The 7,789-nt window shown below is 69.3% G+C and carries 9 protein-coding genes; 7 read left to right on the plus strand and 2 right to left on the minus strand.

The genetic code is table 11. The annotated features are described in order from the left end of the window. Positions 1–223: DUF4115 domain-containing protein (locus ABD056_RS22020; protein WP_343870348.1), on the plus strand; the 223-nt coding region annotated here is incomplete at its 5' end. A gap of 117 nt (positions 224–340) precedes the next feature. Further along, positions 341–1,477: a flavodoxin-dependent (E)-4-hydroxy-3-methylbut-2-enyl-diphosphate synthase gene (ispG, locus tag ABD056_RS22025; protein ID WP_343870349.1), complete on the plus strand. Its 1,137-nt coding sequence runs from the start codon at positions 341–343 to the stop codon at positions 1,475–1,477. Between the two features lie 6 nt (positions 1,478–1,483). On the opposite strand, the gene ABD056_RS22030 is transcribed toward ispG, so the two are convergent. Together ABD056_RS22030 and ABD056_RS22035 are read right to left on the minus strand one after the other, a co-directional pair. Continuing rightward, on the minus strand, positions 1,484–1,882 hold the full coding sequence (locus ABD056_RS22030) for a type II toxin-antitoxin system VapC family toxin (RefSeq protein ID WP_343870351.1): 399 nt from the start codon (positions 1,880–1,882) through the stop codon (positions 1,484–1,486). Next, on the minus strand, positions 1,883–2,146 hold the full coding sequence (locus ABD056_RS22035; protein WP_343870352.1) for a hypothetical protein: 264 nt from the start codon (positions 2,144–2,146) through the stop codon (positions 1,883–1,885). Between the two features lie 146 nt (positions 2,147–2,292). On the opposite strand from ABD056_RS22035, the gene hisS reads away from it, so the two are divergent. The 5 genes from hisS to ABD056_RS22060 form a co-directional block, all read left to right on the plus strand. Further along, positions 2,293–3,537, plus strand: coding sequence for a histidine--tRNA ligase (gene hisS, locus ABD056_RS22040; protein ID WP_343870354.1), 1,245 nt, complete (start codon positions 2,293–2,295; stop codon positions 3,535–3,537). A gap of 24 nt (positions 3,538–3,561) precedes the next feature. Further along, positions 3,562–4,854, plus strand: a complete 1,293-nt coding sequence (hemA, locus tag ABD056_RS22045) for a glutamyl-tRNA reductase (RefSeq protein WP_343870356.1) — start codon at positions 3,562–3,564, stop codon at positions 4,852–4,854. Next, complete coding sequence (gene prfA / locus ABD056_RS22050; protein ID WP_343870358.1) at positions 4,851–5,921, plus strand: peptide chain release factor 1; 1,071 nt, start codon at positions 4,851–4,853, stop codon at positions 5,919–5,921. The genes hemA and prfA overlap by 4 nt, the downstream gene beginning before the upstream one ends. Next, positions 5,918–6,769: a peptide chain release factor N(5)-glutamine methyltransferase gene (gene prmC, locus ABD056_RS22055; RefSeq protein ID WP_343870360.1), complete on the plus strand. Its 852-nt coding sequence runs from the start codon at positions 5,918–5,920 to the stop codon at positions 6,767–6,769. The genes prfA and prmC overlap by 4 nt, the downstream gene beginning before the upstream one ends. A 301-nt stretch (positions 6,770–7,070) precedes the next feature. After that, positions 7,071–7,789, plus strand: a 719-nt coding sequence (locus tag ABD056_RS22060) for a DUF4167 domain-containing protein (RefSeq protein ID WP_343870362.1), incomplete at its 3' end; no start/stop codon positions are given.

Consider the following 7,789-nt stretch of genomic DNA (forward strand, 5'->3'; position numbering starts at 1 on the left):
CACCTGGATCCAGGTGCGCGCCGGCGAGGAACTGGTGGCCACCCGGCTGCTCCGCCGCGGCGAGCGGTTCCAGGTGCCCGACCGCGACGGCATGACGCTCATGGTCGGCAATGCCGGCGGCCTGCAGATCCAGGTGGACGGCCGGCCGCTGCCCGCCCTCGGCGGTCAGGGCGAAGTGCGTCGCGGCATCCGCCTCGACCCCGACCGTCTGCTGTCGCCGTGACCTGAGCCCCGCCGTCTTCGCCCCATGAGGGGCTTGCCACTGCCGCCGCCGGAGATCATCTTCGGCGGCGGAAGCGTTTCACCGCTCCGCCGTGACCGATTGTCCGAAGGAAGTGCCATGTCCAGCGCCGTGCGCCCGTACCGCCAGATCCTCCGCCGCCCCAGCCGCCAGATCATGGTCGGGCCGGTGCCGGTGGGCGGCGATGCGCCGATCACGGTGCAGTCCATGACCAACACCCGCACCACCGACGTGGCCGGCACCGTGGCGCAGATTCGGGCGCTGGAGGAGGCGGGGGCGGACATCGTGCGCGTCTCCTGCCCCGACGAGGACAGCACCGCCGCCTTCCGCGACATCGTGAAGCAGGTGTCGGTGCCGCTGGTGGCCGATATTCACTTCCACTACAAGCGCGCCCTGGAGGCCGCCGACGCCGGCGCCGCCTGCCTGCGCATCAACCCCGGCAACATCGGCAGCGCCGACCGCGTGCGCGAGGTGGTGCGGGCCGCCAAGGCCAACGGCTGTTCCATCCGCATCGGCGTCAACGCCGGTTCGCTCGAACGCGACCTGCTGGAACAGTATGGCGAACCCTGCCCGGAAGCCATGGTGGAAAGCGCCCAGCGCCACATGCGCGTGTTGCAGGACAACGACTTCCACGAGTTCAAGATTTCCGTGAAGGCGTCGGACGTGTTCCTGGCCGTCGCCGCCTATCAGGCGTTGGCCGATGCCTGCGATTATCCGCTGCACCTCGGCATCACCGAGGCCGGCGGCCTGCGTGGCGGCACGGTGAAGAGCGCCATCGGCATCGGCAACCTGCTGTGGGCCGGCATCGGCGACACCATCCGCGTCAGTCTGTCGGCCGACCCGGTGGAGGAGATCAAGGCCGGCTTCGAGATCCTGAAGAGCCTTGGCCTGCGCCATCGTGGCGTGCGCGTGGTGTCCTGCCCGTCCTGCGCCCGCCAGGGCTTCGACGTCATCAAGACGGTCGAGGTGCTGGAAGAGCGCCTTGCCCACATCACCACGCCGATGACGCTGTCCATCATCGGCTGCGTGGTCAACGGCCCGGGCGAAGCGCGCGAGACCGACATCGGCCTCACTGGCGGCGGCGGCGGCTCGCACATGGTCTATGTGTCGGGCATCAAGGACCACACCATCGACGACGACCGCATGGTCGAGCATCTGGTGGACCTGGTGGAGAAGAAGGCCGCCGAACTGGATGCCGCCACCAAGGCCGCCGCGGAAGCGTCGGCGGCGGAATAGGGCGGCTCAGGCCTCCAGCAACTCGACCCGGCACACTGCCGGGTCGGCGCGCCGGGCGAAGCCGCGGTCGAAGGTGTAGAGGCAGGCGGCGCCCGCTCGACTGGCTTCGACTGCGACCATGGCATCAGCGAAGTCGCCACCAGCGTCCATGAACGCGAGGGCGACATCGACGGCGCCTTCGTCGCAGCGCGTGGTGTCCATGCCGACGAGGGTTCGAACCACCGCCGCGACGTCCTGTTTCGGGATCTTGTAGGCGCGCCGCAGGGACCAGACGAGTTCGCAGAAGACGATGTTTGAAATGTAGAAGGGCCGGTCCCCTTCGAGAAGCGGCCTGACCACCTGGAACTGCGCCTCGTCGTCCCTCAGGACGTATCGCAGCAGAACGTTGGTATCAGCGCTGAGCATTCAGCGTCGTGCCGTCTTCTCGGCGACGGCCGCGGCGATGGCGTCGTCGATTTCCGCCTGCGTCAGGGGGCGGCGGCCCGGCTTGTAAAGCATACCGGCGGCCGTGGGCGCCTTTGTCTTCGGTGGCACGGCTTCGCTTGCCGGCTTGTCGTCAACGCGGAGATCGAGGCGCGCCACTTCTCCCGGCTTCAGGCCCAGCCGGGCGACAACGGCTTCCGACAAGGTAATCTGCCCCTGCGGGGTCACGATCACGTCGATGTGCATTCGATCCTCGGTCCTGATCACCGCAACAATATAATCCGGTGGTCTCCGTCGGCCAAGCCTGCCCTGCCTCGCTGGTTGCGCTGGGCGCGCAGATGCCGTAGCTATCGGCCTGAATGTTCGTTCCGTCAGCCGAGAGGACCAGTCCCGTGGCATCCCTACAGCCCGTTCGCGGTACCCATGACCTTCTGCCGGACCAGTGCCGGCGTCATCGTGCGGTCGAGGAACGGTGTCGCCATGTGGCGGAGCTGTTCGGCTACCAGGAAATCGCCACCCCCATCTTCGAGTTCACCGACGTTTTCGCCCGTACCCTCGGCGATACCTCCGACGTGGTGACCAAGGAAATGTACACCTTCGAGGATCGCGGCGGCGAAGGCATCACGCTGCGGCCGGAGGGCACCGCCGGCGTCGCCCGCGCCTTCATTTCCAACGGATTGCAGCAGGCGCTGCCGCTGAAGGTGTTCTATCGCGGCCCCATGTTCCGTTATGAGCGGCCGCAGAAGGGCCGTCAGCGCCAGTTCCATCAGGTGGGTGTGGAACTGCTCGGTGTCGAGGGACCGGCCGGCGACGTGGAGATCATCGCCCTCGGCGCACGCTTCCTGGAGGCACTCGGCCTTGCCGGGCGGGTGACGCTGGAGATCAATACCCTCGGCGACCAGGAAAGCCGCGACGCCTACCGCGCCGCCCTGGTGGACTACCTGCGCGGCCACCATGACCGTCTGTCGGAGGACAGCAAGGCGCGGCTGGAGAAGAACCCGCTACGGGTGCTCGACAGCAAGGACGAGGGCGACCGCGCCATCGTCGCCGACGCGCCGGTGTTCACCGACTATCTCAACGACACCTCCCGCACCTTTTTCGAGACGGTGACCAAGGGCCTGACGGCGCTCGGCATTTCCTTCGTTCACAACCCGCGTCTGGTGCGCGGGCTCGACTACTACAGCCACACGGCGTTCGAGTTCACCACCACCGAACTCGGCGCCCAGGGCACGGTGCTGGCTGGTGGCCGCTACGACGGTCTCATCAAGACCATGGGTGGCCCGCCCACCGCTGGCATCGGCTGGGCGGCAGGGGTCGAGCGTCTGGCGCTGCTGGCTGAAGGGGTGGAACCGCCGCCGCGCGCCGTCGCCCTGGTGCCGCTGGGCGAGGCGGCGGAAGCCCGCGCCCTGACACTGGCCGACGAGTTGCGCAAGGCCGGCGTGGTGGTCGATCTCGGTTATTCCGGCAACATGAAGAAGCGCATGCAGCGCGCCAACAAGATCGGCGCCCGCGCCGCCGTCATCCTCGGCGAGGATGAGTTGGCCCAGGGCGCGGCGCAGGTGCGCGATTTGGACAGTGGCGAGCAGACGGCGGTGCCGCTGGCCGAACTGGCCGCCGCGCTCGGTCGCGAGCGCTAGGCGGGCAGGGGCGGACCAACGCCCATGCCCGATGCAACGCTCAGCCGGCTGGTGGTGGTCGGCGCCAATCATCGCTCCAGCACTCTGGCGCTGCGCGACGCCCTGTTCGTCGATGACGCCATGGTGCCGGCGGTGCTGGCGCGGCTGCGCGATGCCACCGGGCTGACGCAAGCCATGGTGCTGGCCACCTGCGACCGGGTGGAGGTGATGGCCTTCGCCGCCGACCCCGGTGCCGCCGGGGCGACGGTGGCCGGCTTCCTGGCCGACATGGCCGGCGTCGATCCCGCCGACGCGACGGCACAGCTCTATGTGCTGACCGGGCAGGAGGCGCTGCGTCACTGCTTCGCCGTCGCTGCCAGTCTCGACAGCCAGATGATCGGCGAGCCGCATGTGCTTGGTCAGGTGAAGGCGGCGTGGCGGTTGGCGCGCGATGCCGGCATGGCGGGGCCGGAGATGGAAACGGTGGTGCAGGCGGCCTTTGCCTGCGCCAAACGGGTGCGCAGCGAAACCCACATCGCCGAGGGGCCGGTCTCCGTCGCCTCGTCGGCGGTGCAGACTGCGCGCGACCTGCACGGCGACCTCGACCGCTGCGCCGGGCTGCTCATCGGCACCGGCGACATGGCGGAACTGATGGCCGAGGCGTTTCAGGCCGCCGGGCTGAAGAACCTGGTGGTCACCGGGCCTCGACGCGCCTTGGTGGAGTCCCTGGCGCGGCGGCTGGACGGACACGCGGTGCCGTTCGAGCAGGTGCCGGACGCTCTGGTTCAGGCGGATGTGGTGGTGGCCGCCATTGGCGGCCGCACCTATGCGTTGACGGTGGAACAGGTGCGCGACGCCCTGCGCCGTCGCCGCCAGCGCCCCATCTTCCTGGTCGATGCCGGCATTCCAGGTGACATCGAGCCGGCGGTGAACCGGGAGGAAAATGCCTTCCTCTATGACCTGAACGACCTGGAGCACATCGCCCTTGCCGGCCGTGCCGGTCGCGAGGCGGCGGCGCGGGCCGCCTGGGCGGTGGTGGACGAGGATCTGGCGGCGTTCCTGAAGGCGCGGGCAGGGCGGGAGGCGGTGCCGGCCATCACCGCCCTGCGCGACCATGTGGAGTCCCTGCGGGCCGAGGTGCTGGCGTCGGCCCATGGAGACGCCGACAAGGCGACCCGCCTGCTGGTTAACCGCTTGCTGCATGACCCCATGCGGGCCCTGCGCGAACTGGCAGAACACGGCGACGAACCGGCCACGCAGGCGGCCGAGGCGCTGCTGCGGCGGCTGTTCGCCCTCGACCGCGGGCACCAGCCCGACGATAAGGAGATGAAACGGTGAGTCTGGACGAGAAGCTCGGGCGCGTCGTGGCCCGCTACGACGAGCTACAGGCGCTGCTGGCGACCCACGCCGGCGGCGACGGCTTCGCGAAGATGTCCAAGGAGATCAGCGACCTGACGCCCGTCGTCGAGGCCATCGGCACGCTGCGCAAGGCGCGTGCCGACCTTTCCGAGGCCGAGGCGATGGCCGCAGATGCCGACGCCGACGCCGACCTGCGGGCCCTGGCCGAGGAGGAGGCGGCCGATTTGCGCGACCGCCTGCCTCAGCTGGAACATCAGGTGAAGCTGCTGCTGCTGCCCAAGGACGAGGCTGACGAGCGTAACGCCATCCTGGAAGTGCGGGCCGGCACCGGCGGCGAGGAAGCGGCGCTGTTCGCCGGTGAGCTGTTCCGCCTTTACGAGCGCTACGCCGCCGCCAAGGGGTGGCGGTTCGAGGTGATGGACGTCAACGAGACTGACCTCGGCGGCATGAAGGAGGCGGTGGCCATGATCACCGGCCGCGATGTCTTCGCCCGCCTGAAGTACGAGTCGGGCGTCCACCGGGTCCAGCGCGTGCCGGAAACCGAGGGCGGCGGCCGCATCCACACCTCCGCCGCCACCGTCGCCGTGCTGCCGGAAGCGCAGGAGGTGGACGTGCAGGTGGAGGACAAGGATCTGCGCGTCGATACCTACCGCTCCCAGGGCGCCGGCGGCCAGCACGTCAACACCACCGAGTCGGCGGTGCGCATCACCCACATCCCCACCGGCGTGGTGGCGGCCTGCCAGGAAGAGAAAAGCCAGCACAAGAACCGCGCCAAGGCCATGAAGATGCTGCTCGCCAAGCTCTACGACCACCAGCGGGAGCAGGTGGACAGCGAACGCGCCGCCAATCGCCGCAGCCAGGTGGGGTCCGGCGACCGCTCGGAGCGTATCCGCACCTACAACTTCCCGCAGGGGCGGGTGACCGATCACCGCATCAACCTGACCCTCTACGCCCTCGACAAGATGATGCAGGGCGAGGCGCTGGATGAAATCGTCGACGCCCTCACCGCCGAGGATCAGGCCGCCAAGCTGGCCGAACTGCAATGACCGCCACCGTCGATAGCGCCCTGCTGGCCGCCACCCGCCGGCTGACGGCGGCGGGGGTGGAAGGTGCCCGGCGCGACGCCCGCCTGCTGCTGGCGGAGGTGCTGGAGCAGCCGGCCTCGGCCCTGCTCGGCCTCGGCGACCGGCCGCTGACGGCGGCGGAGGCGGGCAGCTTCGAGGCCATGGTAACGCGGCGGGCAGGGCGGGAGCCGGTCAGCCGCATCCTCGGCCGGCGGGGGTTCTGGAGCCTGGAGTTCCTGCTCGGCCCCGATACCCTCGACCCCCGCCCGGATACGGAAACCCTGGTGGAGGCGGCGCTGGCGGCGCTGCCCGATCGCGACGGCGCCTATCGCATCCTCGACCTCGGCACCGGCACCGGCTGCATCCTGCTGTCGGTGCTGCACGAACGGCCACGCGCCACCGGCCTTGGCATCGACATCGCCGCCGGCGCCGTGGCGGTGGCGGAGGAAAACGCGCATCGTCTGGGGCTGGCGGCGCGGGCGCGGTTCCAGGTGGGCGACTGGATGGCGGGACTCGATGAAACGGTGGATGCGATCCTGTCCAATCCGCCCTATATCCCGCGTACCGAGGTGGCGACGCTCGCCCCCGAGGTGGTCCACCACGATCCCCAGGCGGCCCTATGCGGCGGTGAAGACGGCCTTGACCCTTATCGGGTTATTGCCAGCGGGGCGCGTCGGCTGCTAAGGTCCGGCGGATCGTTGATCGTGGAAGTAGGGGCGGGTCAGGCCACAGATGTCGTCGACCTGTTTGAAAGTGCCGGCTTGCGCGTAGAGGGGATCCGCCGGGATCTGGCAGGCATCGCGCGGTGCATTGCGGCAACCAACGTATGAAAATGTTGCGTGGGCGATAAAAAAGAGCTTGGAAACCCCAGGCGCTCCGCATACGTTGGGTTTCAAGCACGACAACTTGTCGAGGCGGGGCAAAGCGCTCCGGCGTCTCCCAAAGGCCTTCGGGCCATGGCGCGGAGGGTCGGCCGCACGCGCTCCGGGGCTGTCTCCGGGCCGTCCGTCGACAACCGTGCCTTTCGATTCCCCGACACCCCGCCTGCTCCGGCATCCTTGCCGGTACCGGCACGATCATGCCGTTGTTTTTGGGGAACGGTTTTTATTAACCGCAGAATTGTCTGGAGTCATGAAGCAAGGCTCGAACAACAAGCGCCCTCGCCGCGGTGGTGCGCCGAAGGGCAACCGAGGTCCGGTCCGTAACCAGACCTTCGACAGCAACGGCCCTGGCATCCGCGTGCGAGGCAACGCCCAGCAGGTCATGGAAAAGTACCTGGCCCTGGCCCGCGACGCGGTGTCTTCCGGCGACCGCATTCTTGCCGAGAACTACTACCAGCACGCGGAGCACTATTTCCGCATCGCCAACGTCAACGGCGCGCTGACCCAGCGGGTGCAGCAGGGCGGCCTGAACGCCCCGCAGACGCCGGCCTCCGACCACAGCGCCCTCGACGACCTGTTCGAGTACGAGGAAGAGGCGGCGCTGCAGCAGGTCAACGGCGGCCACGGCGGCGACCAGCGCGACTATCAGCAGCCGCCGCAGCAGCAGTACCGCCACGGTCGCGACGCCGGCGACGAGGATGACGGCGAGGGTGCTGACAGCGCCGAGGCCGACGCCGGCGAGCGCCACGACAACCACGGCGAACGCCAGGGCCGCAACCGCCGCCAGCGCGGCCGTCGTGGCGGCCGCGACCGCGCCGACCGGCACGAGGGCGGCGACGAGCAGCCGTCCATGCTCGCCCAGGCGGCCCCCGAGGCTCAGGGTCAGCCCCAGGCCCAGCCGCAGTCGCAGCCGGCCGCTGCGGTGGAACAGCCTTCTGCCGCCGCCGCCGCCGTGGCGCCGGCCGCTCC

The sequence above is a fragment of the Caenispirillum bisanense genome (genome assembly GCF_039523075.1).
Lineage (GTDB): Bacteria > Pseudomonadota > Alphaproteobacteria > Rhodospirillales > Rhodospirillaceae > Caenispirillum > Caenispirillum bisanense.

Bases quoted from the DNA above. Each gene is read 5' to 3' on its own strand.
- ispG (WP_343870349.1), top strand. From the start codon at position 341: ATGTCCAGCGCCGTGCGCCCGTACCGCCAGATCCTCCGCCGCCCCAGC.
- ABD056_RS22030 (WP_343870351.1), bottom strand. From the start codon at position 1,882: ATGCTCAGCGCTGATACCAACGTTCTGCTGCGATACGTCCTGAGGGAC.
- ABD056_RS22035 (WP_343870352.1), bottom strand. From the start codon at position 2,146: ATGCACATCGACGTGATCGTGACCCCGCAGGGGCAGATTACCTTGTCG.
- hemA (WP_343870356.1), top strand. From the start codon at position 3,562: ATGCCCGATGCAACGCTCAGCCGGCTGGTGGTGGTCGGCGCCAATCAT.
- prmC (WP_343870360.1), top strand. From the start codon at position 5,918: ATGACCGCCACCGTCGATAGCGCCCTGCTGGCCGCCACCCGCCGGCTG.